Origin of the sequence: uncultured Jannaschia sp., from assembly GCF_947494025.1 — a bacterium.
Lineage (GTDB): Bacteria > Pseudomonadota > Alphaproteobacteria > Rhodobacterales > Rhodobacteraceae > Jannaschia.
Genome location: NZ_CANLTQ010000173.1, coordinates 1 through 323 on the forward strand (window position 1 = coordinate 1; position 323 = coordinate 323).

The window sequence follows — 323 nt, forward strand, 5'->3', positions numbered from 1 at the left end:
CTGGAGCGGCTGGAGGGCGAGCGCCGGATCCGGCTCGGTCTGATCGTCCCGTATCCCTGGCAGATCGCCCGCTTAGCAGCCGCCGTGAGGCCCGACGTGATCCTGCTTGGTTGGGACGACCGGACATGGACGCGCTTGGCCTTCCGCGCGTGGTGGTCGGTCTTCTCCCTGCGTCGCATGGGACGGCGGCACGGGACGCCGGTCGTGGTCGGCGTCGCCTGCCGCGCACGCGACATCCGGTGGCTCGGCAGGCAGAGGGTCGACGCCGCCGTGGTTGACATGGCCGAGCTTTGACATTCCGGGCCCGTCATTGTCGGCTTCAT

General features: G+C 69.7%; 1 protein-coding gene. It reads left to right on the forward strand.

Annotated features, from left to right (window positions below; genetic code table 11):
* On the forward strand, positions 1-294 hold a 294-nt coding region (locus tag Q1B08_RS21830; RefSeq protein ID WP_299823603.1), incomplete at its 5' end, for a hypothetical protein.
* Positions 295-323 lie beyond the last annotated feature (29 nt).